The sequence below is a fragment of the Pseudomonas sp. NPDC089406 genome, from assembly GCF_044900265.1.
Lineage (GTDB): Bacteria > Pseudomonadota > Gammaproteobacteria > Pseudomonadales > Pseudomonadaceae > Aquipseudomonas > Aquipseudomonas fakonensis.
Genome location: NZ_JBJDNC010000008.1, coordinates 17,232 through 41,500 on the forward strand (window position 1 = coordinate 17,232; position 24,269 = coordinate 41,500).

Consider the following 24,269-nt stretch of genomic DNA (forward strand, 5'->3'; position numbering starts at 1 on the left):
TTTCAATTGGCGATCAGCCGCGTCTGTCGGCCACCACGCCAATCAGTACCAGCACCACCAGCAGCACCGGCGCCAGTGCATAGTTGTTGAACTGCCCCAGCCCCCTGACCACCCACGGCGTTGCATAGATCAGCGCTGCGCCGCTGCCGATCATCACCAGCAGCGCCATGAACGGCACACGCAGGGCGCCGGCCAGGCCGCCCAGGCGCGCTTCTACCCAGCTTTTGATATCAGTGCCGAACAGCACCAGCAGGCAGCCCACCAGGGCCAGCGAGATCTCCGACAGGTTGCTGCGGCTCCAGCGGGAAACGGTCGAGAGCAGGTCAAGTACCAGGTCCATGGGTCATCCTTAATTCAAGAAATACTGAAGCAGGTCGTTGAGGAACAACTGGCCCCTGGGCGTTGCCGCCAGCCGATCCGGTTCGACCTGCAAAAGGCCTTTTTGTTCGGCCTCACGGCGTGCCTGGGCCAGCTGCGCCAGGGGCAGGCCGGTGCGCTGGGTGAACAGTTCGGCCTCCACGCCATCGGTAAGGCGCAGGGCGTTCATCAGGAACTCGAACGGCAGCTCGTCGGCCAGCAGCAGCTTTTCGCCGGCCTTGAACGGCTTGGCCGGGTTCAGGTAGTCCTTGGGCAGGCGGGTCTTCCAGGTGCGCAAGATACGCCCGTCCGGGAACGACAGCTTGCCGTGGGCGCCGGCACCGATGCCGATGAAGTCGCCAAAGCGCCAGTAGTTGAGGTTGTGGCGCGCCGCGCGGTCTTCTTGCGCGTAGGCCGACACCTCGTACTGGCGATAGCCGTGCTTGGCCATCAGCGCCTGGCCGGCTTCCTGGATATCCCAGAGGATATCGTCCTCTGGCAGTTCGGGGGGCTGGTTCCAGAATACGGTGTTGGGTTCGACGGTCAGTTGGTACCAGGACAGGTGCGTCGGCGCCAGGTCGATGGCGGTGCGCAGGTCACCCAGGGCGTCCTCGAGCGACTGGTCCGGCAAGCCGTGCATCAGGTCCATGTTGAAATTGTCGAAGCCCGCCGCACGCGCCATGTCGGCAGCGCGTATCGCTTCGTCACCGTTATGGATGCGCCCGAGCTTTTCCAGTTTGGCCGGTTGGAAGCTTTGCACGCCGATGGACAGTCGATTGATGCCGGTCTGCCGGTATGCCTTGAATTTCTCCTGCTCGAACGTGCCGGGGTTGGCTTCGAGAGTGATCTCGATGTCCGGAGCGAATGGTATGCGTTGCTCCACGCCCCGCAGCAGCCGGCCGAGGGCGTCGGCGCTGAACAGGCTGGGGGTACCGCCACCGAAGAAGATGGTGCTGATGGCTCGGCCCTGCACGGCGTGCATTTCCTGGTCGAGGTCAGCCAGCAGGGCGTCGATGTACTCGTTTTCAGGCAGCGCAGGCCCGGCCTGGTGCGAGTTGAAGTCGCAGTAGGGGCACTTGCGCACGCACCAGGGGATATGGATGTACAGCGACAGAGGCGGCAGCTCGGGAAGGATCAGCCCCGCCGGCTGTGGGGACGGCTTTACGGTCATGCCAGGCCCAGGCGTTGACGCAGCAGGGCCATGGCGCGGGCGCGGTGGCTGAGCTGGTTCTTGTCGACAGGGGCGAGGTCGGCACTGGAGCACTTGCGCTCCGGCACCCAGAACAGCGGGTCGTAGCCGAAACCATGCTCGCCGCTGGCCTCGAACAGGATGCTGCCGTACCACAGGCCTTCGCAGAGGATCGGCAGCGGATCGTCGGCGTGGCGCACCAGGGCCAGCACACAGACGAACTGCGCACCGCGCTGCTCCGGCGGCACGTCCTTCAGCGCTTCGAGCAGCTTGGCGTTGTTTGCCGCATCACCTTTGCCATCGGCGTAGCGTGCCGAATAGATGCCAGGGGCACCGCCCAGGAAGTCCACCGCCAGGCCCGAGTCGTCGGCCAGTGCAGGCAGGCCGGAAATACGCGCGGCGTTGCGCGCCTTGAGGATGGCGTTCTCGACGAACGACAAGCCGGTTTCTTCCGGCTCCACCTGGCTGAACTCGCCGATCGAGCGCAGCTGCACGGCCTCGCCGAGCATGGCCTGCAGTTCCTTGAGCTTGCCGGCGTTGTGGCTGGCCAATACGAGTTGTTTAAGGTTCATCATTCGCCTGGGAATACTTCCTGGTTGAAGCTGAGTTTATGGCTGACGCCGCCGGTTTCGACGTTCAGGTCGAAGGTCAGGGTTTCGGCCTGGTCGATCTTGAACTGGGCGATGTAGTACACCGCGCCTTGGTCAGTGATCTGCCTGAACGATAGCGGGCTGCTGCGCCCGGTAAGGTCTTTCACCGTGCCGCTGACCACCGCCATGGCCGGTTTGTCGGCCTTGAGCACGGCAACGTTGAGCACGCCCTGGTTCTTGCTGCGGGTGAGCCCCGTGGCTGCCGCGATGTCGGGCTGCAACATGCTCGAGGTGAACGCGCTGTAGTGGACCGTCACATCGCCGAACGCTTCCTTGCGCTCGGGCCTGGCGGCATCGGCAGCCAGTACCGGCAAGGCCAGGCACAGGCTGATCAGAAACAGTGCAAGACGACGCATGATCGCATTCCTCCGTTCGCGAAGGTCAGACCGCGAGCTGGTGCTCCTGCAGGCCCGGGCTGCTGACCCGATAGATACCGATTTCACCTAGAAGATTAGGCCAAAGCCGGCCGCCCAACCCGTTGCGGTGCAGGTGGTCGACGGCCAGGCGATCGAGCACCTTGGCGTTGCGGTCGTGGCACAGGTTCTCGAAGTCTTCGAAGGTGCAGAAGTGGATGTTCGGGGTGTTGTACCAGGTGTACGGCATGAAGTCGGACACCGGCATGCGCCCCTTGGTGGCCAGGTACCAGCGGCAGCGCCAGTGGCCGAAGTTGGGGAAGGTGATGATGCACTGGCGGCCGACGCGCAGCATTTCGTCGAGGATCCGGTCGGGATACTCCACGGCCTGCAGGGCCTGGGTCATGACCACCACGTCGAAGCTGTTGCTGGCGAAGTTGCCCAGGCCCTTGTCCAGGTCCTGCTCGATCACGTTGACGCCCTTGGCCACGCACTCGGCGATGTTGTCGGCGTCGATTTCCAGGCCGTAGCCGGTGACGTTCTTGCGCTCGCGCAACGAGGCCAGCAGTTCGCCGTTGCCGCAGCCAAGGTCGAGTACCCGGCTGCCGGCGGGGATCCAGTCGTGGATGATTTCCAGGTCGGCTCTCATGGGGTCCTCAGACGCTGATGCGGTTCATGTAGTTGGCGAAACCCTGCATGTAGCGAGGCGTCGGGATGAGGAAGGCGTCGTGGCCGTAGGGCGAGTCGATGTCCAGGTAGCAGACGTTCTTGCGCGCAGCCATCAGCGCATCGACGATCTCCCGCGAGCGGGCCGGCGAGAAGCGCCAGTCGGTGGTGAACGACATGATGCAGAAGTCCGCCGTGACGTGGGCCAGGGTGGCGGCCAGGTCGCCGCCGTGGGCGGCTGCCGGGTCGTAGTAGTCCAGCGCCTTGGTCATCAGCAGGTAGGTGTTGGCGTCGAAACGGCCGGAGAACTCCTCGCCCTGGTAGCGCAGGTAGCTTTCGACCTGGAACTCGACGCTGTGGAAATCGTAGTTGAGCTTGTCGCTTTTCAGTTCGCGGCCGAATTTCTCGCCCATCGAGTCATCCGACAGGTAGGTGATGTGGCCGACCATGCGCGCCAGCATCAGGCCGCGCTTGGGGATCACGCCCTGGTCCTGGAACGAGCCGCCGTGGAACTCGGGGTCGGTGAGGATGGCCTGGCGCGCCACTTCGTTGAAGGCGATGTTCTGCGCCGACAGCTTGGGCGCCGAGGCGATGTCCACGCAGTGGCGCACACGGTCCGGGTAGGTCATGGTCCATTGCAGCGCCTGCATACCGCCCAGGCTACCGCCGACGATGGCGGCCCAGGTGTGGATGCCCAGGCGGTCGGCCAGGCGCGCCTGGCTGTGTACCCAGTCGACTACCGTGAGCACCGGGAAATCGGCGCCATAGGGTTTGCCGGTGGCCGGGTTGACGCTGCTGGGGCCGGTGCTGCCGTTGCAGCCGCCAAGGTTGTTCAGGCTGACCACGAAGAAGCGGTTGGTGTCGATCGGCTTGCCCGGGCCGATGCAGCTGTCCCACCAGCCCGGCTTGCGGTCGCTGGCGGCATGGTAGCCGGCGGCGTGGTGGTGGCCGGACAGCGCGTGGCAGATCAGCACGGCGTTGCTGGCAGTGGCGTTGAGCTCACCGTAGGTTTCGTAGATGAGCTCGTACGAGGCCAGCGAGCGGCCACAGGCCAGGGCCAACGGTTCATCGAACCGGGCGATCTGGGGGGTTACCAGACCGACGGAATCTTCGGGAAAGACAGTGGACATCGACCCTGCTCACGCTTGACGGAGGCGTAAGTCTAAAGAGCGCTACCCCCTGCGGCAAGCAATGGCTTGCCGCAGGGTGAAGGGGGGTCAGATCATCCGCCACAGCTCTTGCGGCATGCCGGCATAGGCAGCCAGTTGCGGCATGAGGAAGGACTGGATCACCTGGATGGCGATGAAGGCGAAGATCGGCGAAATATCCATGCCGCCCAGGTTCGGCACGATGCGCCGGAACGGTGCCAGCACTGGCTCGGCGATCTGGTAGGCCAGCTCTGCCGCAGGGTTGTGGCTGTTGGGTGCGACCCACGAGACGATCACCATCACGATCATCGCCACCCAGAAGATCTTCAGGAACAGCGAAGTGATGCCAAGAATGGCCCACATCAGCAGGTGCAGCACATCGCCGAAGGTGCCGTAGGTGACCATCAGCACGAAGGCCATCAGCAGCGCCTGGATGATGATCGACAGCAGCAGGGACGAGGTGTCCAGGCCGGCGATGCTGGGGATTACCCGGCGCAGCGGCTTGAGCAGCGGCTGGGTGGCGCGCACCGCGAACTGGCTCAACGGGTTATAGAAGTCGGCCTTGACCAGCTGCAGTACGAAGCGCAGCAGGACGATCACCAGGTACAGGCTGACCAGGGTTTGCACCACGAAAATCGCGGCGCCGGACAGTGCATTCATTCAACGGCTCCTTATTGGCCCGGTTATTTGCCCAGTTGTTCGGCCAGCTCCGCAGAGCGGTGGGCGGCGGCTTTTAATGCCTGTTCGACGATGGCCTCGAAACCGCTGGCCTGGAACGACTTGATCGCCGCTTCCGTGGTACCGGCGGGCGAGGTGACGCGGCGGCGCAGTTCGGCGGCGTCGACGTCGCTGGCTGCCGCCATGTGCGCGGCGCCCAGGGCGGTCTGCAGGGTCAGTTGCGAGGCGGTTTCGCGCGGCAGGCCGAGTTTTTCGCCCGCTGCGGTCATGGCTTCGATCAGCAGGAAGAAGTACGCCGGGCCACTGCCGGAAACGGCGGTGACGGCGTCCAGCTGCTGCTCTTGCTCAAGCCACAGGGCAGTACCCACGGCCGAAAGCAGTTGCTCGGCGTGTTCGCGCTGTGCGGCGGACACTTCGTGGGTTGCGTACAGGCCACTTACGCCCTGGCGCAGCAGCGCCGGGGTGTTGGGCATGCAGCGCACCACCGGGATGGCGCCCAGCCAGGCCTGCAGGCTGGCGCAGGTGATGCCGGCGGCGATCGAGACGACCAGTTGGCCAGGCTTAAGGCTTGGCTTGAGGGTTTCGCAGACCGCCTTCATGACCTGCGGCTTGACCGCCAGCACGATCACATCAGCGCCGTCGATGGCCTGGGCGTTGCTTTCGAATGCTTCGATGCCATGTTCGGCCTGCACCCGTGCGCGGGTCTCGGCACCCGGGTCGCTGGCGCGGATCTGCGCGGCGTCCAGGCCCTGGGCGCGCAGGCCGCCGATCAGGCTGGCGGCCATGTTGCCGGCGCCGATAAAGGCAATACGAGTCTTGCTCATGTCAGGTCCTTTCAGGAAAGCGTGAGTTAAGCATGGAATCAGGGCTGGCCGTAATCGCGGGCACCGAACAGGGCGGTGCCGATGCGGACCCAGGTCGCGCCCTGGGCAATGGCGGCTTCGAGGTCGTGGCTCATGCCCATCGACAAGGTGTCCAGGCCCAGGCTCAGTTGCGTTTGCAACTGGCGCAGGGTGGCAAAGGCGGCTTCTTGCTCGGCGCGCTGGTCAGTCGGCTCCGGGATGGCCATCAACCCGCGCAAACGCAGGTTGGGCAGGCTGGCGACAGCCTGGGCCAGTGCCGGCAGGTCGGCCGGGGCGCAGCCGGATTTGCTGGCCTCTCCGCTGACGTTGACCTGCAGGCAGATGTTCAGCGGCGCGAGGTTGGCGGGCCGCTGTTCGGACAGGCGTTGGGCGATCTTCAGGCGGTCCACGGAATGTACCCAGTCGAAATGCTCGGCGATGGCCTTGGTCTTGTTCGACTGGATGGGGCCGATGAAGTGCCAGATCAAGGGCAGGTCAGACAGTTCCTGCTGTTTTGTCAGCGCTTCCTGAAGGTAGTTCTCGCCGAAATCGGCCAGCCCGGCCGCGTGGGCCTCGCGGATGGCGCTGGCGGGCTTGGTCTTGCTCACGGCCAGCAGTTGCACGCTGGCCGGGTCGCGGCCGGCAGCCCTGGCCGCACCCTGGATGCGGTCGCTGATGGCGCTAATGTTGTCTGCTAGGGTGGACATGGATCGTCGCCGTGCGGCTTTGGGGTCTGCGGCATTCTACCTGCTTGATGGCTGTTGGGGAGTCTCATGGATGTGACCGACCTGCTGGCCCGCGCCGTGGCGGCCGGGGCCAGCGATTTGCATCTGGCAACCGGCGAAAGCCCGATGCAACGCTTGGAAGGCGAGCTGCAGCGGATGGGCCTGCCGCCCATGCAGCCCGAGGCGCTTGAGCGTGGTCTGGGCGAATGGCTCGACGCCGGGCAGCGCGAGCAATGGGCGCGCGGCGATGAGCTCGATTTGGCTTTGACCCTGCCTGCGCTTGGTCGCTTTCGTTTGAACCTTTACCGTCAACGTAATGGGCCAGCCGCCAGTGCGCGGATGATCCCGGCCCGGCTTGCCTGCATCGAAGAGCTTGATCTGAAGGATGTGTTTCAAAGCGTTGCATCGCACCGGGATGGGCTGGTGCTGGTGTGTGGTGCGACCGGTAGCGGCAAGTCCAGTACCCTGGCGGCGCTGATCGACGGGCTGAACCGTGAGCAGGCGCTGCACATCGTCACGCTCGAAGACCCCATCGAGTTCATTCATTCCGGCCAGCGCAGCCTGGTCAACCAGCGTGAGATCGGCACCCACAGCCGTGATTTTGCCCAGGGGTTACGCAGCGCCCTGCGCCAGGACCCGGATGTGATCATGATCGGCGAGCTGCGCGACCTTGAGACTATTCGCCTGGCCCTGCGCGCGGCCGAGACCGGGCACCTGGTACTGGCCACGGTGCATGCGCGTTCGGCGGTAAGTTGTGTCGAGCGGCTGGTGGAGGTGTTTGCCGCTGAGGAAAAGGCGCTGGTGCGGGCCATGCTGGCCGAGTCGTTGCGGCTGGTGGTGGCGCAGCAGTTGGTACGGCGCACGGGCGGCGGGCGTGTTGCGGCGCGGGAGGTGCTGGTGGCGACTCCGGCGGTGCGCAACCTGATCCGCGAGGGGCGCATGGCGCAGGTGCCGTCGCTGATGCAAGCGGGTGCGGGGCAGGGGATGAGGACGATGGAGGGGGCGATGCAGGCCTTGCGATCACAAGGTGTGCTGGCAGAGTGAGCGCTGCATGGCACCGGCTGCGCCGGTGTTCGCGGCTAAAGCCGCTCCCACAGGTACGGCGCTTGCTTCAGGCCTGTGCTGTACCTGTAGGAGCCGGCTTGCCGGCGATCACCGGTGAAACCGGTGCCATCCAGGGCAAGGCTGCAGGCCCCATCGCCGGCAAGCTGGCTCCTACAGAGGTTTGACTGGCCTCAGCGCTTGGCCAGGCGCAGCGCCTGTTGTTGCTGCTCCTTGGGCAGTACACGCTTGGCCACGACGTAGTGCTTCTGCCAGTAGGGCTTGGTCAGGTTGTCGATGCTCACCCGCTTGCCGGTGCGTGGCGCGTGGATGAAGCGGTCGTTGCCCAGGTAGATGGCAACGTGGTTGACCCGACGGCTCTTGATGTTGAAGAAGATCAGGTCACCGGGTTTGAGGTCACCCTTCGCTACCTTGACGCCCTGGCCTTGGGCCATGGCGTTGGAGGTGCGCGGCAGGTCGACGTCGGCCACATCGTTGAAGGCGTATTTGACCAGGCCGCTGCAGTCGAAGCCCTTTTTCGGGCTGCTGCCGCCCCAGCGGTAGGGGGTGCCGAGCACGTTGACGGCGCGGCTGAGCACTTCGCTGCTCTGCTTGGGCGACATGGCCACGGCCTGCAGCCCCTGTTGCCGGGCAGCGTTGTTCGGGCGGGCATGCACCGTGGCGTTGCGGTACTGAACGGGTGCGCGCTTCACCGAGGCATCGGTGTTGGCCGTGTAGCCGGTGAAACCGCTGGGAAGACGTTGCTCACGATTGGTGGCGTGGGCGGCCAGGGGCAAAAGAAGGCAGAGGGTCAGCCATGTCTTGAAGAAAGGCGGCATAGTTGAAGCTCTTATAAGTGTTGGCGCGCAACTTTATAACAGCTTTTTGATCAAAAACTGATCCGTTGGTCGTCTCGCTGCGTACCATATGTCGGGCAGACACGGAAAAGTCACATTTTCCGTTAGAAAATTTTCGGCTAACCCTCGAGGGCTTCGAATGAATGGTTATCAACAGGGTGGGGCGGTGAACGACACCCATAGCAAGGTCCTCGGCTACCTGCTTTGGATCTTCGGCTTCACCGGTGCCCACCGCTTCTACTACGGCAAACCGATTACCGGCACCCTCTGGTTCTTCACCTTCGGCCTGTTCGGTATCGGCTGGCTGATCGACCTGTTCCTGATCCCGTCCATGGACCGCGAGGCGGACTTGCGCTTCCAGTCGGGCAGCGTCGACTACAACCTGGCGTGGGTGTTCCTGACGTTTCTGGGGGTATTCGGCGTGCACCGCTTGTACCAGGGCAAGTGGATCAGTGCGCTGATCTACCTGTTCACCGGTGGCTTGTTCCTGCTGGGGGTGCTGTATGACTTCTGGACCCTGAACAGCCAGGTGTCCGAGGTGAACGCCGAGCGGCGCAGGGCGTAACGAGAGGTGCGCGCCCAGTAGGAGCCGGCTTGCCGGCGATCAGGCCATCAGCCTCGGCGCCTGGTAGGTCAGGCGCCATCGCCGGCAAGGGTGTCAGGGGCGACGCTGCTGCAGCAGCAGGTTGCTGAACCCGGCCCCGGCCAATTGCTTCTGCGCCACGGTCAGTTGCTCACGGTTGCTGTACGGGCCGACCATCACGCGGTACCAGGTTTCTTCTTTCACCGTCCCCGATTCCACCTTCACCGCCTGGCCGAGCAGGATGATCTGCGCGCGCACCTTGTCGGCGTCGGCCTGCTTGCGGAACGAACCGGCCTGCAGGAAGAACTGCGTGGTGGCCGCCGGCTTGATCACCGGTGGTGCCGGTGGCGGGGTCTGCCCCAGCAGCGCGGCCTGGGCGCGGGCGGTGTCGATCTTCGCCGCTTCCGCTGGCGTCACCGGGGTGGTCGGCACCACGGGTACTGGCGGCGTCTTCTCCGGTACCGCTTCAGGCGGCACGATCACTTCCGATTCCGGCAGCAGGGTGTAGAAGTCGTACTTCGGCTTCACCGGCTGCTGCGTGGCCGGGGCAGTGTTCTTGCTGGCCTCGGCGACTTTTTCGGGCTTTTGCTGCTCGGGCTTGGTGCGCTTGATGTCGCCACCGCCCGGCTCGAGCTTCATCAGGAAGACGATGAAGGCGCCCACGGTCAGGCCGACCGCCAGCCATACCCAGCCGGGTATCGGCTGCTTGGCTGGGGCGCTCTGGCGGCTGGCGCCGCGCTTGGGGGCAGGTTTTTTCTTGGCAGCCAACTTACATGCGCTCCAGGGTTTCCAGGCCCAGCAGCTCCAGGCCCTGCTTGAGGGTGCGGCCGGTCAGGGCGGCCAGGCGCAGGCGGCTTTGCTGCTGCTGTGGGGTTTCGGCAGACAGGATCGGGCAGTTCTCGTAGAAGCTGGAGAACAGGCCGGCCAGGTCGTACAGGTAGCTGCACAGCACGTGCGGGGTGCCCTTATCAGCCACGTTGTTGAGGATTTCGCCGAACTGCGCCAGGCGCGCGGCCAGGTCCTGCTCGTGGGCAGCCTGCAGCACGATGTTGCCATCGACCTCGTCGAAGCCCTTGCCCAGCTTGCGGAACACACCAGCCACGCGGGTGTAGGCGTACAGCAGGTAAGGTGCGGTGTTGCCTTCGAAGTTGAGCATCAGCTCGAAGTTGAAGCTGTAGTCGCTGGTGCGGTGCTTGGACAGGTCGGCGTACTTCACCGCGCCGATGCCCACCACTTCACCGATGTTGCGCAACTCGTCCTCGGCCAGGCTCGGGTTCTTCTCCTTGACCAGCGCGTAGGCGCGCTCCTTGGCCTCGGTGAGCAGGTCGATCAGCTTGACGGTGCCGCCATCGCGGGTCTTGAACGGGCGGCCATCGGCGCCGTTCATGGTGCCGAAGCCCATGTGCTCCATTTGCATCGGGTGGCCGACGAAGCCTGCGCGGCGGGCCACCTCGAACACCTGGTTGAAGTGCAGCGCCTGGCGCTGGTCAACGAAGTACAGGGCACGGTCGGCCTTGAGCACGTTGCTGCGGTAGCGCACGGCTGCCAGGTCGGTGGTGGCGTACAGGTAGCCGCCGTCAGCCTTCTGCACGATCACCGGCAGCGGGTCGCCGTCGCTGTTCTTGAACTCTTCGAGGAACACGCACTGGGCGCCCTGGTCTTCGACCAGCAGGCCCTTGGCCTTGAGGTCGGCGACCACGTTGGCGAGGTCTGCGTTGTAGGCGCTCTCGCCCATCACGTCGGCCATGCTCAGCTTGACGTTGAGCAGCTCGTAGGTCTTTTGGCAGTGGGACAGCGAAATGTCCTTGAAGCGCGTCCACAGCGCCATGCACTCGGGGTCGCCTGCCTGCAGCTTGACCACCAGGCCGCGGGCGCGGGTGGCGAAGTCTTCGGACTCGTCGAAGCGCTTCTTGGCGGCGCGGTAGAAGTTCTCCAGGTCCGACAGCTCGTCGCTGGTGATCGGGTTTTCTTCCAGGTAGGCCAGCAGCATGCCGAACTGGGTGCCCCAGTCGCCCACGTGGTTCTGGCGGATCACGTCGTCGCCGAGGAACTCCAGCACGCGCGCCACGCTGTCACCGATGATGGTCGAACGCAGGTGGCCGACGTGCATCTCCTTGGCCAGGTTCGGTGCCGACATGTCGATCACCACCTTTTGCGCAGCACCGGCCTTGCGCACGCCCAGGTGGCCGTCGGCCAGGGCGGCGTCCAGGCGGCTGGCCAGGGCGTCGGTGTTCTGGAAGAAGTTGAGGAAGCCGGGGCCGGCGATCTCGACCTTGCTGATGTCGGTGCTGGCCGGCAGGGCGGCGATGATCTTTTCGGCCAGGTCGCGCGGCTTCATGCCGGCGGGCTTGGCCAGCATCATGGCGATGTTGCTGGCGAAGTCGCCGTGGGTCTTGTCCCGGGCGTTTTCCACCTGGATCGCCGGCGCCAGCCCGTCAGGCAGCACACCGTCGGTGACGAGTTGGGTGAGGGCTTGCTGGATGAGCTGGCGAATGGTGTCTTTCATGGGGATCTCTTTTCGACCGCAAGCGCGGTGGGGCGCTTGGATGCGCAGGTGGAAAAACTGGGCATTATCCGTTGCCGAAGGCGGGTTGCCAACCTTTGCAGGCCTTCTGTCGCAGATCCCTGTAGGAGCCGGCTTGCCGGCGATCAGGCCAGTCGGCTCAGTAAAGATCCACCGGATCCACGTCCAGCGACCAGCGCACCTGGCGCCCGGAAGGCATCTGTTCCAACACTAGCAACCAGGCACTGATCAGTCGATGCAGGTGCGCCCGGGCATTGGCCTGGAGCAACAGTTGAGCGCGAAAACGCCCCGCCCGTCGCTCCATTGGCGCCGGTACCGGGCCCAGCAGTTCGATGCCGCGCAGCCCCTGTTCGTTCAGCAACCGTTCGGCTGCGGCGCAGGCTTCGTCGAGGAAGCCTTCGGCCTGGCCCGGCTTGTGCGCGTCGGCGCGCAGCAGCGCCAGGTGGGCGAACGGCGGCAGCCCGGCGGCGCGGCGCTCGTCCAGGGCCTGCTCGGCAAAGGCGAAGTAGCCTTGCTCGGTGAGTTGCACCAGCAGCGGGTGGTCGGCCAGGTGGGTCTGCACGATCACCTTGCCCGGCTCTTCGGCGCGCCCTGCGCGGCCCGCCACCTGCACGATCAGCTGAGCCATGCGCTCGCCGGCGCGAAAATCCCCGGAAAACAGCCCGCCGTCGGCATCGAGAATGGCCACCAGGGTAACCCGTGGGAAGTGGTGCCCCTTGGCCAGCATCTGGGTGCCCACCAGGATGCTCGGCTGGCCGCGCTGGATGGTGGTGAACAGGTTGTGCATGGCGTCCTTGCGCGAGGTGCTGTCGCGGTCCACTCGCAGGATCGGGTAGTCGGGGAACAGCACTTTCAGGCGTTCCTCGGCGCGCTCGGTGCCGGCGCCCACCGGGCGCAGGTCGACGTGGGCGCACTGCGGGCATTGCAGCGGCAGGTGTTCGTCGTAGCCGCAGTGGTGGCAGCGCAATACCGCCGAGCGCTGGTGCACGGTCATGCGCGCGTCGCAGCGCGGGCATTCGCTGAGCCAGCCGCAGTCGTGGCACAGCAGGGTGGGGGCGAAGCCGCGGCGGTTGAGGAACACCAGCACCTGCTGGCCGGCTTCCAGCGTTTGGCGAATGGCCTGTTGCAGCGGGCCGCTGATGCCGCTGTCCAGCGGCAGGCTGCGCACGTCCAGGCGCAAGAAGCGCGGGGCGCGGGCGCCGCCGGCGCGCTGGTTCATGCGCAGCAGGCCGTAGCGGCCGCTGTGGGCGTTGTGCAGGCTCTCCAGCGAGGGCGTGGCCGAGCCCAGCAGGATCGGAATGTTCTCCTGGTGCGCGCGCACCACTGCCAGGTCGCGGGCGTGGTAGCGCAGGCCTTCCTGCTGTTTATAGGAGCCGTCGTGCTCTTCGTCGATGATGATCAGGCCGGGGTTTTTCATCGGCGTGAACAGCGCCGAACGGGTACCGATGATGATGTCGGCCTCGCCGTCGCGCGCCGCCAGCCAGGCGTCCAGGCGCTCGCGGTCGGCCACCGCCGAGTGCAGCAGGGCGATGCGCGCGTTGAAGCGCTGCTCGAAGCGCTGCAGGGTCTGTGGGCCGAGGTTGATCTCGGGGATCAGGATCAGCGCCTGCTTGCCGGCCTCGAGGGTTTCGCGGATCAGTTGCAGGTACACCTCGGTCTTGCCGCTGCCGGTCACCCCAGCGAGCAAAAAGGCGTGAAACGCACCGAAGCCCGAGCGCACGGCCTCGAAGGCGGCGCGTTGCTCCTCGTTGAGCGGCAGTTCCGGCTGCGCCAGCCAATGCTCGTGGCGCGCCGCCGGCAGGTGGCGGCGCACCTCGATGCTCACCAGGTCCTTGGCCAGCAGCAAGTCCAGGCTGTCCTTGTTCAGGCCGAGCTTGCCCAGCAGGCTGTGGGCCACGCCGTGGGGGTGTTGCGACAGGGTTTTCAGCGCCTCGCGCTGGCGCGGTGCGCGGGCGATGCGCGGGTCTTCCAGGCGTGCGCCGGGGGCCACATGCCAGAAGCGTTCCTGACGGGCTTCGGCGGCCTCGCCCTGGCGCAGCAGGGTCGGCAGGGCCCAGCTCAAGGTGTCGCCAAGGCTGTGCTGGTAGTACTGCGCGGTCCACAGGCACAGCTTGAACAGTGCCGGCGGAATCGGCGAAACCGGGTCGAGCAGGGCGACGGCGGGCTTGAGCTTGTCGGCCGGCACTTCGCTGCTTTGCGCCACCTCCACCAGTACGCCGATCATCTCGCGGCGGCCAAACGGCACGCGGATGCGCATGCCCGGGGTCAGTGCCTGGCGCGCCATGCTCGCCGGGGCCTGGTAGTCGAACAGGCGACGCAGCGGCGAGGGTAGGGCAAGGCGCAGGATGACGTCGGACACGCGGAAGGTCTCTGGAGGGCGTTTCGGTAATCGGGCGAGCCTAGCAGACGACGGCCGGTGCAAGCGACAACTTGCGCTGCCCCCGTGCTCTGGTATTATTCGCCGCCTAATTACGTGCGGTATTCAACAATAGGTGTTGGGTGGCGGCACGCAGCTCGAGGAAGTGACCATGAAAGCAGATATTCATCCGAACTACGAAGCAGTTGCCGTCACCTGCAGCTGCGGCAACAAGTTCGAAACTCGTTCGACCCTGGGCAACACCCTGGCGATCGACGTTTGCAACCTGTGCCACCCGTTCTACACCGGTAAGCAAAAAGTCCTGGACACCGGTGGTCGCGTACAGAAGTTCGCCGATCGCTTCGGTATGTTCGGTACCAAGAAGTAATCATGCGCATGGCGAATCTCTCGAGGTTCGCGTTGCTGCAAAAAAAGGCGCCCCTTGCGGGCGCTTTTTTTATGGGCGTTTTCTGGCAACTGCCGGCCCTGGCATTCTGCCCGTTGCCCGAGCAGGCGCAGCAGGTGACGGTGCGCCACGTGGTTGATGGCGATACCGTTCGGCTGGCCGATGGCCGCAGCGTGCGCCTGATCGGCATCAATGCGCCCGAGCTGGCGCGCAAGGGGCGCCCCGCTGAGCCCTACGCCGAGGCTGCGAAAAAGCGCCTGCAGGCACTGGTCAAGGCCAGCGGTGGCAAGGTCGGGCTGGTCACCGGTAGCGAGCCCAAAGACAAGTACGGGCGCACCCTGGCGCACATCTACAGCCGCACTGGCAACAATCTGGAAGCACAACTGCTCAGCGAAGGGTTGGGCTATCAGGTTGTCTTCGCGCCCAATGTGCACTTGGCCGGCTGCCAGGCGCAGGCCGAACAGGTGGCGCGCCAGCGTCGGTTGGGGGTCTGGCGCCATTCGCCGGTGCAGCCGGCATGGCGGGTGCGGCAGGCCGGTTTTGCGCTGATCAGCGGCAAAGTGAGGAATATTGAGCGTAATCGTGGTGGCATCTGGCTGCATCTGGATGGTGCCGTCACGCTTCAGGTCCCCGCTCGTCTGCAGCGCCACTTCCCGGCCAGCTTCTTGGCTACCCTCAAGGGACGCCAGGTCGAGGCGCGTGGCTGGGTAGTAGACCGCTCCCGCAAGGGTGCGCTGAAGCCGGGGCAGCGGCGCTGGCTGTTGCCATTGACCGATCCGAGCATGCTCAAGGCTGTTTCCGGCTAAATAGTTGTAGACAGTTTGATATTGGATTGTACACACTGGGTTTTCCCAAACCCCGTGGGTCATAGCGTAAAGTCGTAGGCCAAAGGCCTTGACACTAGTGACCGGGCAGTCTTGTCGCCCCCCGGCACTTTGCGTATCCTCGGCGGTCCGTCAGAACAGTAAATAGCGGAATGCCCATCATGTCAGACCTGAAAACCGCCGCTCTCGAATACCACGCTCAGCCTCGTCCGGGGAAATTGAGCGTCGAGCTCTCCAAGCCAACCGCCACTGCCCGCGACCTCGCCCTGGCCTACAGCCCAGGCGTCGCAGAACCTGTGCGCGAAATTGGCCGTGACCCGGAGCTGGCTTACAAATACACCGGCAAGGGCAACCTGGTCGCGGTAATCTCCGATGGCACCGCTATCCTGGGTCTGGGTGACCTGGGCCCGCTGGCCTCCAAGCCGGTCATGGAAGGCAAGGGCGTTCTGTTCAAGCGTTTCGCCGGTATCGACGTGTTCGACATCGAAGTCGAGTCGGAAAGCCCGCAAGCCTTCATCGACACCGTGCGCCGCATCTCCATCACCTTCGGTGGCATCAACCTCGAAGACATCAAGGCACCTGAGTGCTTCGAGATCGAGCGCACCCTGATCGAGCAGTGCGACATCCCGGTGTTCCACGATGACCAGCACGGTACCGCCATCGTCACCGCGGCCGGCATGATCAACGCCCTGGAAATCGCCGGCAAGAAGCTCGAAGAAGCCAAGATCGTCTGCCTGGGCGCCGGCGCTGCCGCCATCTCCTGCATGAAGCTGCTGGTGAGCATGGGTGCCAAGGTCGAAAACATCTTCATGATCGACCGCAGCGGCGTGATCCACGCTGGCCGCGACGACCTGAACCAGTACAAGGCTCAGTTCGCTCACGCCACTGACAAGCGCACCCTGGCCGACGCCCTCGACGGCGCCGACGTGTTCGTTGGCCTGTCCGGCCCGAACCTGCTGAGCCCGGAAGGCCTGAAGTCGATGGCTGCCAACCCGATCGTGTTCGCCTGCTCGAACCCGGACCCGGAAATCTCGCCAGAGCTGGCCCACGCCACCCGCAACGACGTGATCATGGCCACCGGTCGTTCCGACTACCCGAACCAGGTCAACAACGTACTGGGCTTCCCGTTCATCTTCCGCGGTGCCCTGGACGTTCGCGCCAAGCGCATCAACGAAGAAATGAAGATCGCCGCCGCCATCGCCCTGAAGGACCTGGCCAAGCTGCCGGTTCCGAAGGAAGTCTGCGACGCCTACGGCGTACAGGCGCTGGAGTTCGGCCGTGAGTACATCATTCCGAAGCCGCTGGACGCTCGCCTGATCACCGTCGTTTCCGACGCCGTGGCCAAGGCCGCCATCGAATCCGGCGTGGCTACCCTGCCGTATCCGAAGCACTACCCGCTGACCAGCGTGGATGACGTGTTCAACGGCTGATTTGCCGTAGCGTCATGCAAAAGCCCCGGCTCGAGAGAGTCGGGGCTTTTTTGTTGTTGTAAGACCATTCTGCTTATCAAGTGCGACGCGCCAAGGGTGCCTGCTCCTCATCCAACATTGATGGGGTGTTGAGTCATTCACCTTAAGGTCTCTTGTGCCGGCGTACTTTCCATTACTTGTCATCAATGGGCAGGTTCACGACCTCGCTCACCTCGAGCCGTTCACGTTTTCCGTTCATAGTGCGCGCTGCAGCCGAGATCTGCGCGTGCGGGTGACGTTCTCCAATCATTGCTTCACCAAGGGCATTCACTGCGCTGCAGAGGCTGATGGCGCCGAGGTGGTTGAGCGCGGGCGGCGCGCTCGGGTGATTTGTGCTGTCCGTTATCAGCTGTCATTCAGGCTGAGGTTGGCTATCGAGGGGCTTGCTGCGCCGACAGCTCGGGCCTATCAAACTGCCGCCGCCCGCAACTGGTGCTATTCGATTCGGATCGATTCGCCTGATGGGCCGTACCATGTCTTTTTTGAGGTGCGGCGGGCCGGCCAGGATCAGCGGCAATGGCAGGAGCTCAATCTGATTGTCGAAAGCGCATACCCTCAAGGTGCGCGCCCTGGGCCGGCGCTTAAAGGGCACATGCCCTTTGTTCTGCTATGCAGCAAGGTATACCTGTGCTTGCCGACCTCAACCAGGCGCTGAAAACGAAAAAAGACGCCGATTGGCGTCTTTTTTCGTGAAAGTGCAGCAGATCCGGAAACCACTTGCGAACCGCCTTGCGCGGTTACGGCAAATGCCGCTGGGAAGCGCTCGATCTCATCCGGTCAGTCGCTTCGACCTGGCCAATATAGGCAGTCGCAGCGAATGCGTCAACGTCGAGTGGCGCTGCTCAGAACAAGTCCATCGGCGCCGCTTCATCCGCCGGCAGCGGGCTGCCCGGTGCCGCTCCGTTGCCCAGTTCGTCCACCGACGGTGGCGAGTCTTCGGCCTTGAACAGCTCGAAGTAGGCGTTCGGCGTGCTCGGCGTGGCGGCGCGGCCGCTGACCGGGTCTACGCGCAGGCTGAGGATGCCTTCAGGTTCGGCCGGGGCATGCTCGGGCTTGCCCTTGAGCGCCGGGCCCATGAAGTTCATCCAGATCGGCAGCGCCACGGTGCCGCCGTACTCGCGCCGGCCGAGGGTTTCCGGCTGATCGAAGCCCACCCACACCGTGGTGACGTAGTCGGCGTTGTAGCCGGAGAACCAGGCGTCCTTGGACTCGTTGGTGGTGCCGGTCTTGCCCGCCAGGTCGCCACGGCCAAGGGCCAGGGCGCGGCGGCCGGTGCCGCGCTTGATCACGTCCTGCAGCATGCTGGTGAGGATGTAGGTGGTGCGGCCGTCGACGATTTGCTCGGCCACCGCCGGTACCTGTGGTGCCGGGGCGGTCTGGCCCAGGGCCGACGGCGCCTCGCCTGGCATCGCTGCGACGCTGATCGGCTGCTCGGGCGCGGCAAGGCCGGCCTGGTCCTGGTTGCCCTGCGGGACCCGCGCCGGGTTGGCGGTGAACAGGGTTTCGCCGTTACGGCTCTCGATACGCTGGATCAGGTACGGGTTGATCTTGTAGCCGCCGTTGGCAAAGGTGCTCCAGCCAGTGGCGATTTCCATCGGCGTCAGGGTGGCGGTGCCCAGGGCCAGCGACAGGTTGCGCGGCAGGTCCTGCTTGTTGAAGCCGAACTTGGCGATGTAGTCGATGGTGCGGTCCACGCCCATGGCCTGCAGCAGGCGGATCGACACCAGGTTGCGCGACTTGTACAGCGCCTCGCGCATGCGGATCGGGCCGAGGAAGGTGTTGGTGTCGTTCTTCGGTCGCCAGACCTTGTCCAGGTACTCGTCAACGAACACGATCGGCGCATCGTTGACCAGGCTGGCGGCGGTGTAGCCGCTGTCCAGTGCTGCGCTGTAGACGAACGGCTTGAAGCTCGAGCCCGGCTGGCGCTTGGCCTGCATGGCGCGGTTGTAGTTGCTCTGCTCGAACGAGAAGCCGCCCACCAGTGCGCGGATTGCGCCGTCGTAAGGGTCGAGGGTGACCAGTGCGCTCTGGGCGCCCGGTACCTGGCTGAACTTGAGCTTGCCGTCTTCCAGGCGCTGCAGGCGTACCAGGTCGCCGACCTGGGCCACATCGGCCGGCGATTGCGGCGCGCGGCCCTGCGAGTTGTTGTTCAGGTAGGGGCGGGCCCACTTCATGGTGTCCCAGGCGACGGTTTCTTCAAGGCCGGCGCGGGTCATGACTTTAAGGCCGGTTTTCTCGACCTGGGTGACGATGGCCGGCTCCAGGCCGCCGAGGGGGCGTTGCTTGCCCAGTTCCTGCAGCCAGGCAGCGCGGGTCTTGCCCGGGAAGCGCGACTCCGGGCCGCGGTAGCCGTGGCGTTCGTCGTATTCGGACAGGCCGTTGAGCACGGCGCTGTTGGCCATCTGCTGCATGTCGCTCGGTACCGTGGTGGTGACCCGGAAGCCTTCGGTGTAGGCCTCGCTGCCGTAGCGGCCGACCATCTCGGCGCGGGCCATTTCGGCGACGTAGGGCGCGTTCACTTCCGGGGCCGGCACGTGGTAGCTGGCGTTCAGCGGTTCGGCGAGGGCTGTCTGGTAGCTGGCCTCGTCGATCTTGCCGAGCTTGTACATACGCCCCAGGATCCAGTCGCGGCGCTCTTTGGCGCGCACCGGGTTGGCCAGCGGGTTGAAGCGCGACGGTGCCTTGGGCAGGCCGGCGATCATGGCCATCTGCGCCAGGCTCACGTCGCGGATCGACTTGCCGTAGTACACCTGCGCAGCGGCGTCGATGCCGTAGGCGCGGTTGCCCAGGTAGATCTTGTTGACGTACAGCTCGAGGATCTCGTCCTTGGTCAGTTCGCGCTCGATCTGCAGGGCCAGCAAAATTTCGTTGGTCTTGCGCGAGAAGCTGCGCTCGCTGGAGAGGAAGAAGTTCTTCGCCACCTGCATGGTGATGGTGCTGCCGCCGCTCTGGATATGCCCGGACTTGACCAGCTGCGTGGCCGCGCGCATCAGGCTGCTGGGGTCGACACCATAGTGGTTGAGGAAGTTGTCATCCTCAGCCGACAGAAGCGCCTGAATGAACTGTGGGGGAATTTCCTGGAACTTGATCGGCGAGCGGCGCATTTCGCCGAACTCGGCAATCAGCTTGCCGTCGCTGCTGTACACCCTCAGGGGGATTTGCAACTGGACGCTTCTGAGCGAATCGACCGACGGGAGGTTGGGGCTAAGATACAGAAACGCACCGCTCACACCGAGTACGAGCGCGCAGATGACTGCGACGAAAGACCACCAGAAGAACTTCAGCAGGCGTATCAAGGCTTTTGGGTGTCCAGGTTGAGGGGTGGATTGCACGCGGGGCCAGCGGACAGGGAAAAATCGCTGGGCATTATAAGCATTTTTCGCCCCGCCGGGTGACCGGCCGGGCTGCTGCCTTGACCGTCCGTGCCGTAACGGCGCGGCTTTCGGGCGGCTACGAAGGAATAGCCATGCTTGGACGTTTTGGCAGGGATGCCGGTTCACTGCTGGGGGTGGAAATCGCCTCTGGCAGCATAAGAATGTTGCAGGCTCGCCAGCAGGCCGGCCAATACCGGGTTATCGGCTGGGCATGCGAGAAACTCGAGTTGCCGCGGCCCGGCGGCCCCGACCCGATGGTGTGCGCGCTGCGCCAGGCCCATCGCCGTTGTGCAACCCGTCAGCGGCAGGTGGCCGTGGCGCTACCTGCCTCCCAGGTGATCTGCAAGGTCTGCCAGGTGCCGCGAGGGGCATGTGCGCAGGCTATCGAAACACAGTTGCTGGCAGAGGCCGGCCAGCTGTTCCCGTTCCCCCTCGATGACCTTGCCCTGGACTTCCAGGTGCTGCGGCCCTCGGCAAACCAACCCGAAGCCGTCGACGTGCTGGTCGCGGCATGCCGGCAGAGCCAGCTCGACCCGCTCGAGCAAGTGTTTGCCCAGGCCGGCCTTGAACTGGTGGCCATGGAGATCGACAGCTTTGTGTTGCAGCGCGTGCTGGGGCCTGAACCATCGGTTGGCATGGCGTTGTTGCAACTGGAGCGTGAAGAGCTGGTGTTGCATCGCTGGCAGCCTGACCAACTGCCCCAGCGTCAGCACCTGCCGTTGGCTGCGCCTGGGCAGTGGTGCGAAGCAGTGTCGGGCTTGCTGCAGTTGGGCGGCGACAAAATCGATGAACTGGTGCTTAGCGGCGTTGCCGCCGATGCTGCAGCAGCCAAGCGGTTGAGTGAGCAGTTGGGGGTTAGCTGTCGGATTGTGGCGTTGCCTGTGGCCAGCCTCCCGGTCGGCTTTTCGAGCGCCACGATGGCATTGGCATGCGGGCTGGCAATGGGTGGGCTGCGGTGATGGTGCGCTTGAACCTGATGCCGTGGCGCGAACGGCGACGCGCCCAGGTACTGCGGCGCTTTTGCATGATGCTGGTCGGCAGTTGTGTGTTGGCGCTGGCTGGCATGCTGCTGCTCGATCAACTGGCCCGCGCGCGACTGGCGCGGCAGGTCGCAACTATCGCGCTGTATCAAGTGCAGTTGAAGCGCCTCGATAGCCTGCAGGTAACCCTCACTGAGCTGCGTAGCGAGCGCCAGGCCGTGCAGCAGCAACAGGCGGCACTGATGCGGCTGAGGGCTGGCCAGGCGACGCTTGGCAGTCTGTTCCTGGGTTTGGAAAAAGCCATGCCAGGCGGCGCCCAGTTGACCGAGCTGAATCTTGAGAATGGGCGCATGCGGCTGGCCGGGTTGGCGGCCTCGGCTGCAGTAGTGGCCCAGTTGATGCGCGATCTGGAGATCATGCAGGAACTGCGCGGGCTGGAGCTGGTGTTCCTGCGCCATGAGACCGCCGGGGATGCCTTCCTGATCACCGCCGAACTGTCGGCGGGCTGGTCATGACCTCTTTGTTTTCTATCGACTGGCAGTCGCTGGCTACCCGTTCAAGGCTGTTGCGGGTACTGGCCATACTGCTTGCGCTGCTGTTGATCATGCTGCTCGGCTGGTTCGCGGCTTTGCGAGAAACGCAAAATGCCTATCGGCTTGCTGGTGAGCAGTCGCGCGATGCATTGCAGGCACTGGCGACGCGTAAGGCGGAGGTTGCCGGGCTTGAGCCTGAACGTGCCGCCCTGGCAAGCGCCCGCCTGCAGTTGCAGGAGGCCCGGTGGCGGTTGGATGCCGGCGAAGGCATGAGCGAGTTGCTCGAGCAACTGGCGGTGTCCGGACATGAGCACGGGTTGCTCTTCGAGCATATCGAAGTGCTGCAGGAGGGCCAGTCGACGGCGGGTTATCGGCGTGTGCCACTGGATATCCGGGTGCTTGGCCACTACCCCGCGCTACGCGGTTGGCTGGAGCAGTGGCAGCAACAGTTGCGTTTGCTGCAGGTCGCCCAGCTCAGCCTGGTGCAGGTGAGCGGCAAGCCCGGGCTGGTGCGCGCGCAATTGCGGGTACACGCCTATCACGCTGGCGAGCCGCTGCCCGTGCCACCGTCGCTTGCCGACGAACCTTCGCGGCCGCCTGTGGCCAGCAGTGCGTTCGATCCCTTCCAGCCCTGGCCCAGCGGGCCGAGTGCCGATGGGCTGGGGCGTATTCCGCTGGAGCAGATGAAAATGGTCGGCAGCCTGTCTACCGCCGGACGGTACCAGGCGCTGCTATCTGTGGCCGGGCACCTGCACCGGGTCGGCGAGGGGCAGCGGCTGGGCCGCGACGAGGGCGTAGTGGTGCGCATCGACGAGCAACGCATGGAGGTGCGCGAGCGGTTGTACATGGCCGGAGGCTGGCAGCAGCGCTCCCGGTATCTGGCGCTCGGGAAGGGCGCGCGTGGAGAGGGCAGGGATGATGAGGGTGAAGCGGGGAGTGGTGTGGGCGTTGGTGCTGCTGACGGGGATGTGCCAGGCGCAGGCAGCGCCCCGGAAGGGTGAGCCGATGTCGCTGAACTTTCAGGATGTCGAAGTGCGTTCAGTGTTGCAGGTGATGGCCGATTTTGCCGGCATCAACCTGGTGGCCAGCGACACGGTGCAGGGCCGCATCACCTTGCGCCTGGAATCGGTGCCCTGGGACCAGGCGCTCGACCTGGTGCTGCGCAGCAAGGGGCTGGGCCGGCGCATGGAGGGCTCGGTGATGGTGGTGGCGCCACTTGCCGAGCTGGCCGGGCAGGGTGTGGAGCAGGAACTGGCGCCGTTGCAGCGGGAACTGCTGGCCATCCATCACGCCAATGCCACCGAATTGGCCGAACTGTTACTGGCCAGCCTCGCCGACGAAAGTGGTTTCGCCGTGCGGGGCAGTGTCAGCGTGGACGCGCGGACCAACACCTTGGTGGTGGTGCAGCCGCCAGGCCGGTTGGCCGAGCTGCGCGAGCTGGTGGCGAGGTTGGATGTGCCCGTTCGTCAGGTAATGATCGAAGCGCGTATCGTCGAAGCCGGGGTGGATTACGAAAAAGTCCTCGGGGTGCGCTGGGGGCGCCAGCTGTATGGGGAAAATGCCCGCCTGGGCCATGAGCTGTTCGTCGACCTGGGGGTGGAGCGGGCTACGTCCGGTGTCGGCGTCGGGCTGCTGCGCAGCGATATCCTGCTGGACCTGGAACTGAGCGCCATGGAGAAGAGCGGCCACGGCGAGATCATCTCGCAACCCAAGGTGGTCACTGCCGACAAGGAAACCGCGCGAATCATCAAGGGCACCGAGGTGCCGTACCAGGAAACCACCAAAAGCGGCGCCACCTCGATTTCCTTTCGCGAGGCCTCGCTGTCGCTGGAGGTGACGCCGCAGATCACCCCCGACGGCAAGGTGGTCATGGAGGTGCGGGTGACCAAGGACGAGCCTGACTTCGTCAATGCCCTGAACAATGTCCCGCCGATCCGCAAGAACGAGGTCAACGCCAAGGTGCGGGTGGCGGATGGCGAAACCATTGTGATTGGTGGCGTGTACTCGACGTCGCAGAACAAAGTGGTGGATAAGGTGCCATTTTTCGGTGATCTGCCGTATGTTGGGCGGCTGTTTCGACGCGATGCATTACAAGAGAAAAAATCCGAGCTGCTGGTCTTCCTGACTCCGCGTATCATGAATGACCAGGCGATTGCTGTGAGTCGTTGATTCTGTGCGAAATTTGATACTTGTAGGGCCCATGGGCGCTGGTAAAAGCACCATCGGGCGCCTGTTGGCCAAAGAGCTGCGCCTGTTGTTCAAGGATTCCGACAAGGAAATCGAACTGCGGTCCGGCGCCAATATCCCGTGGATCTTCGACAAGGAAGGCGAGCCGGGCTTCCGTGACCGTGAGCAGGCGATGATCGCCGAGCTCAGCGTGCTCGATGGCGTGGTATTGGCCACCGGCGGTGGCGCGGTGATGCGCGAAGCCAACCGTGCAGCGCTGCATGCTGGCGGCCGGGTAATCTACCTGCACGCCTCCGTCGAGCAGCAGGTCGGGCGCACCGCGCGTGACCGCAATCGGCCCTTGCTGCGCACCGCCAACCCGGAGGCCACCCTGCGTGCCCTGCTCGAGGCGCGCGACCCGCTTTACCGGGAAATCGCCGACCTGGTGGTAGAAACCGACGAACGGCCACCGCGCATGGTGGTACTCGACATCCTCGAGCGTTTGCAGAAGTTGCCGCCCCGCTAAGCCGGGGTCTATCCTCGGCGAC

At 64.6% G+C, this 24,269-nt stretch carries 25 protein-coding genes; 11 read left to right on the top strand and 14 right to left on the bottom strand.

What is annotated here, in order from left to right; genetic code table 11:
* Nucleotides 1-13: 13 nt before the first annotated feature.
* The 9 genes from ACI2KK_RS07720 to ACI2KK_RS07760 all read right to left on the bottom strand — a co-directional run bounded on the left by ACI2KK_RS07720 (nt 14) and on the right by ACI2KK_RS07760 (nt 6,590).
* Nucleotides 14-340: a DUF3392 family protein gene (locus ACI2KK_RS07720; RefSeq protein WP_217887181.1), complete on the bottom strand. Its 327-nt coding sequence runs from the start codon at nt 338-340 to the stop codon at nt 14-16.
* A gap of 9 nt (nt 341-349) precedes the next feature.
* Nucleotides 350-1,528 carry a radical SAM family heme chaperone HemW gene (gene hemW, locus ACI2KK_RS07725; protein WP_404668490.1) on the bottom strand — a complete coding sequence of 393 codons (1,179 nt, stop codon included), beginning with the start codon at nt 1,526-1,528 and terminating at the stop codon, nt 350-352.
* Complete coding sequence (gene rdgB / locus ACI2KK_RS07730; protein ID WP_404668491.1) at nt 1,525-2,121, bottom strand: RdgB/HAM1 family non-canonical purine NTP pyrophosphatase; 597 nt, start codon at nt 2,119-2,121, stop codon at nt 1,525-1,527. The genes hemW and rdgB overlap by 4 nt, the downstream gene beginning before the upstream one ends.
* Nucleotides 2,118-2,552 carry a DUF4426 domain-containing protein gene (locus tag ACI2KK_RS07735; RefSeq protein WP_404668492.1) on the bottom strand — a complete coding sequence of 145 codons (435 nt, stop codon included), beginning with the start codon at nt 2,550-2,552 and terminating at the stop codon, nt 2,118-2,120. Before ACI2KK_RS07735 ends, rdgB begins: the two co-directional genes overlap by 4 nt.
* A gap of 25 nt (nt 2,553-2,577) precedes the next feature.
* Nucleotides 2,578-3,198, bottom strand: coding sequence for a methionine biosynthesis protein MetW (gene metW / locus ACI2KK_RS07740; RefSeq protein WP_217840775.1), 621 nt, complete (start codon nt 3,196-3,198; stop codon nt 2,578-2,580).
* 7 nt (nt 3,199-3,205) lie between these two features.
* Entirely contained in the window at nt 3,206-4,345 is a 1,140-nt protein-coding gene (locus ACI2KK_RS07745; protein WP_369988531.1) for a homoserine O-acetyltransferase, read from the bottom strand.
* 87 nt (nt 4,346-4,432) lie between these two features.
* Entirely contained in the window at nt 4,433-5,023 is a 591-nt protein-coding gene (locus ACI2KK_RS07750; protein WP_404668493.1) for a YggT family protein, read from the bottom strand.
* Between the two features lie 23 nt (nt 5,024-5,046).
* Nucleotides 5,047-5,865, bottom strand: coding sequence for a pyrroline-5-carboxylate reductase (proC, locus tag ACI2KK_RS07755; protein ID WP_404668494.1), 819 nt, complete (start codon nt 5,863-5,865; stop codon nt 5,047-5,049).
* A 38-nt stretch (nt 5,866-5,903) separates the two neighbouring features.
* Nucleotides 5,904-6,590, bottom strand: a complete 687-nt coding sequence (locus ACI2KK_RS07760; protein ID WP_404668495.1) for a YggS family pyridoxal phosphate-dependent enzyme — start codon at nt 6,588-6,590, stop codon at nt 5,904-5,906.
* Nucleotides 6,591-6,656: 66 nt separating this feature from the next.
* On the opposite strand from ACI2KK_RS07760, the gene ACI2KK_RS07765 reads away from it, so the two are divergent.
* Entirely contained in the window at nt 6,657-7,652 is a 996-nt protein-coding gene (locus ACI2KK_RS07765; protein ID WP_404668496.1) for a type IV pilus twitching motility protein PilT, read from the top strand.
* A 191-nt stretch (nt 7,653-7,843) separates the two neighbouring features.
* Here ACI2KK_RS07765 and ACI2KK_RS07770 read toward each other — a convergent pair whose 3' ends face one another.
* The gene (locus tag ACI2KK_RS07770) at nt 7,844-8,488 is read right to left on the bottom strand and encodes a C40 family peptidase (protein WP_404668497.1); all 645 of its coding nucleotides are present in this window, start codon (nt 8,486-8,488) and stop codon (nt 7,844-7,846) included.
* A gap of 157 nt (nt 8,489-8,645) precedes the next feature.
* Here ACI2KK_RS07770 and ACI2KK_RS07775 point away from each other — a divergent pair, with 157 nt between their 5' ends.
* On the top strand, nt 8,646-9,071 hold the full coding sequence (locus ACI2KK_RS07775; protein WP_404668498.1) for an NINE protein: 426 nt from the start codon (nt 8,646-8,648) through the stop codon (nt 9,069-9,071).
* Between the two features lie 93 nt (nt 9,072-9,164).
* Here the strand turns inward: ACI2KK_RS07775 and ACI2KK_RS07780 are convergent, their stop codons facing one another.
* The 3 genes from ACI2KK_RS07780 to ACI2KK_RS07790 all read right to left on the bottom strand — a co-directional run bounded on the left by ACI2KK_RS07780 (nt 9,165) and on the right by ACI2KK_RS07790 (nt 13,972).
* Nucleotides 9,165-9,857: an SPOR domain-containing protein gene (locus ACI2KK_RS07780; protein WP_404668499.1), complete on the bottom strand. Its 693-nt coding sequence runs from the start codon at nt 9,855-9,857 to the stop codon at nt 9,165-9,167.
* Between the two features lies 1 nt (nt 9,858).
* On the bottom strand, nt 9,859-11,595 hold the full coding sequence (argS, locus tag ACI2KK_RS07785) for an arginine--tRNA ligase (protein WP_404668500.1): 1,737 nt from the start codon (nt 11,593-11,595) through the stop codon (nt 9,859-9,861).
* Between the two features lie 157 nt (nt 11,596-11,752).
* Entirely contained in the window at nt 11,753-13,972 is a 2,220-nt protein-coding gene (locus ACI2KK_RS07790) for a primosomal protein N' (RefSeq protein ID WP_404668501.1), read from the bottom strand.
* A gap of 169 nt (nt 13,973-14,141) precedes the next feature.
* On the opposite strand from ACI2KK_RS07790, the gene rpmE reads away from it, so the two are divergent.
* From rpmE to ACI2KK_RS07810, 4 genes are all read left to right on the top strand, one after another.
* Nucleotides 14,142-14,357 (top strand): 50S ribosomal protein L31, encoded by a 216-nt coding sequence (gene rpmE / locus ACI2KK_RS07795; RefSeq protein ID WP_054891182.1) that lies wholly within the window; start codon nt 14,142-14,144, stop codon nt 14,355-14,357.
* 2 nt (nt 14,358-14,359) lie between these two features.
* A complete protein-coding gene (locus ACI2KK_RS07800) occupies nt 14,360-15,181 on the top strand; it encodes a thermonuclease family protein (RefSeq protein WP_404668502.1) in 822 nt (273 codons plus the stop codon).
* A gap of 179 nt (nt 15,182-15,360) precedes the next feature.
* On the top strand, nt 15,361-16,629 hold the full coding sequence (locus ACI2KK_RS07805) for a malic enzyme-like NAD(P)-binding protein (RefSeq protein ID WP_404668503.1): 1,269 nt from the start codon (nt 15,361-15,363) through the stop codon (nt 16,627-16,629).
* Between the two features lie 154 nt (nt 16,630-16,783).
* Complete coding sequence (locus tag ACI2KK_RS07810) at nt 16,784-17,323, top strand: hypothetical protein (RefSeq protein WP_404668504.1); 540 nt, start codon at nt 16,784-16,786, stop codon at nt 17,321-17,323.
* A 187-nt stretch (nt 17,324-17,510) separates the two neighbouring features.
* On the opposite strand, the gene ACI2KK_RS07815 is transcribed toward ACI2KK_RS07810, so the two are convergent.
* Nucleotides 17,511-19,961, bottom strand: a complete 2,451-nt coding sequence (locus ACI2KK_RS07815) for a penicillin-binding protein 1A (protein ID WP_404668579.1) — start codon at nt 19,959-19,961, stop codon at nt 17,511-17,513.
* A gap of 8 nt (nt 19,962-19,969) precedes the next feature.
* On the opposite strand from ACI2KK_RS07815, the gene pilM reads away from it, so the two are divergent.
* The 5 genes from pilM to aroK are packed head-to-tail and all read left to right on the top strand — an operon-like array spanning nt 19,970 to nt 24,247.
* Nucleotides 19,970-21,001 (top strand): type IV pilus biogenesis protein PilM, encoded by a 1,032-nt coding sequence (pilM, locus tag ACI2KK_RS07820; protein WP_404668505.1) that lies wholly within the window; start codon nt 19,970-19,972, stop codon nt 20,999-21,001.
* 17 nt (nt 21,002-21,018) lie between these two features.
* On the top strand, nt 21,019-21,537 hold the full coding sequence (locus tag ACI2KK_RS07825) for a PilN domain-containing protein (protein WP_404668580.1): 519 nt from the start codon (nt 21,019-21,021) through the stop codon (nt 21,535-21,537).
* The gene (locus tag ACI2KK_RS07830) at nt 21,534-22,556 is read left to right on the top strand and encodes a pilus assembly protein PilP (RefSeq protein WP_404668506.1); all 1,023 of its coding nucleotides are present in this window, start codon (nt 21,534-21,536) and stop codon (nt 22,554-22,556) included. Before ACI2KK_RS07825 ends, ACI2KK_RS07830 begins: the two co-directional genes overlap by 4 nt.
* Nucleotides 22,522-23,724 (top strand): type IV pilus secretin PilQ, encoded by a 1,203-nt coding sequence (locus ACI2KK_RS07835; RefSeq protein ID WP_404668581.1) that lies wholly within the window; start codon nt 22,522-22,524, stop codon nt 23,722-23,724. The genes ACI2KK_RS07830 and ACI2KK_RS07835 overlap by 35 nt, the downstream gene beginning before the upstream one ends.
* A gap of 4 nt (nt 23,725-23,728) precedes the next feature.
* A complete protein-coding gene (aroK, locus tag ACI2KK_RS07840; protein WP_404668507.1) occupies nt 23,729-24,247 on the top strand; it encodes a shikimate kinase AroK in 519 nt (172 codons plus the stop codon).
* Nucleotides 24,248-24,269: the final 22 nt, after the last annotated feature.

What these genes read in the sequence shown, in the direction of transcription:
- ACI2KK_RS07720 (WP_217887181.1), bottom strand. Translation starts at nt 340, where the DNA reads ATGGACCTGGTACTTGACCTGCTCTCGACCGTTTCCCGCTGGAGCCGC.
- hemW (WP_404668490.1), bottom strand. Translation starts at nt 1,528, where the DNA reads ATGACCGTAAAGCCGTCCCCACAGCCGGCGGGGCTGATCCTTCCCGAG.
- rdgB (WP_404668491.1), bottom strand. Translation starts at nt 2,121, where the DNA reads ATGATGAACCTTAAACAACTCGTATTGGCCAGCCACAACGCCGGCAAG.
- ACI2KK_RS07735 (WP_404668492.1), bottom strand. Translation starts at nt 2,552, where the DNA reads ATGCGTCGTCTTGCACTGTTTCTGATCAGCCTGTGCCTGGCCTTGCCG.
- metW (WP_217840775.1), bottom strand. Translation starts at nt 3,198, where the DNA reads ATGAGAGCCGACCTGGAAATCATCCACGACTGGATCCCCGCCGGCAGC.
- ACI2KK_RS07745 (WP_369988531.1), bottom strand. Translation starts at nt 4,345, where the DNA reads ATGTCCACTGTCTTTCCCGAAGATTCCGTCGGTCTGGTAACCCCCCAG.
- ACI2KK_RS07750 (WP_404668493.1), bottom strand. Translation starts at nt 5,023, where the DNA reads ATGAATGCACTGTCCGGCGCCGCGATTTTCGTGGTGCAAACCCTGGTC.
- proC (WP_404668494.1), bottom strand. Translation starts at nt 5,865, where the DNA reads ATGAGCAAGACTCGTATTGCCTTTATCGGCGCCGGCAACATGGCCGCC.
- ACI2KK_RS07760 (WP_404668495.1), bottom strand. Translation starts at nt 6,590, where the DNA reads ATGTCCACCCTAGCAGACAACATTAGCGCCATCAGCGACCGCATCCAG.
- ACI2KK_RS07765 (WP_404668496.1), top strand. Translation starts at nt 6,657, where the DNA reads ATGGATGTGACCGACCTGCTGGCCCGCGCCGTGGCGGCCGGGGCCAGC.
- ACI2KK_RS07770 (WP_404668497.1), bottom strand. Translation starts at nt 8,488, where the DNA reads ATGCCGCCTTTCTTCAAGACATGGCTGACCCTCTGCCTTCTTTTGCCC.
- ACI2KK_RS07775 (WP_404668498.1), top strand. Translation starts at nt 8,646, where the DNA reads ATGAATGGTTATCAACAGGGTGGGGCGGTGAACGACACCCATAGCAAG.
- argS (WP_404668500.1), bottom strand. Translation starts at nt 11,595, where the DNA reads ATGAAAGACACCATTCGCCAGCTCATCCAGCAAGCCCTCACCCAACTC.
- rpmE (WP_054891182.1), top strand. Translation starts at nt 14,142, where the DNA reads ATGAAAGCAGATATTCATCCGAACTACGAAGCAGTTGCCGTCACCTGC.
- ACI2KK_RS07800 (WP_404668502.1), top strand. Translation starts at nt 14,360, where the DNA reads ATGCGCATGGCGAATCTCTCGAGGTTCGCGTTGCTGCAAAAAAAGGCG.
- ACI2KK_RS07805 (WP_404668503.1), top strand. Translation starts at nt 15,361, where the DNA reads ATGTCAGACCTGAAAACCGCCGCTCTCGAATACCACGCTCAGCCTCGT.
- ACI2KK_RS07825 (WP_404668580.1), top strand. Translation starts at nt 21,019, where the DNA reads ATGCCGTGGCGCGAACGGCGACGCGCCCAGGTACTGCGGCGCTTTTGC.
- ACI2KK_RS07830 (WP_404668506.1), top strand. Translation starts at nt 21,534, where the DNA reads ATGACCTCTTTGTTTTCTATCGACTGGCAGTCGCTGGCTACCCGTTCA.
- ACI2KK_RS07835 (WP_404668581.1), top strand. Translation starts at nt 22,522, where the DNA reads ATGTGCCAGGCGCAGGCAGCGCCCCGGAAGGGTGAGCCGATGTCGCTG.